The organism is Klebsiella sp. 141198, from assembly GCF_050600785.1.
Classification (GTDB): domain Bacteria; phylum Pseudomonadota; class Gammaproteobacteria; order Enterobacterales; family Enterobacteriaceae; genus Klebsiella; species Klebsiella aerogenes.
Genome location: NZ_JAQIRM010000035.1, coordinates 1 through 203, shown reverse-complemented (window position 1 = coordinate 203; position 203 = coordinate 1). Strand labels below are relative to the sequence as shown.

General features: G+C 53.7%; 1 rRNA gene. It reads left to right on the top strand.

From position 1 onward, the window contains the following. Positions 1-203 (top strand): 23S ribosomal RNA (locus tag PGR10_RS25460); the annotation flags it as partial.

Genomic DNA, 203 nt, shown 5'->3' with positions numbered 1-203 from the left:
ATGTGTAGGATAGGTGGGAGGCTTTGAAGCGTGGACGCCAGTCTGCGTGGAGCCAACCTTGAAATACCACCCTTTAATGTTTGATGTTCTAACGTGGACCCGTAATCCGGGTTGCGGACAGTGTCTGGTGGGTAGTTTGACTGGGGCGGTCTCCTCCCAAAGAGTAACGGAGGAGCACGAAGGTTAGCTAATCCTGGTCGGAC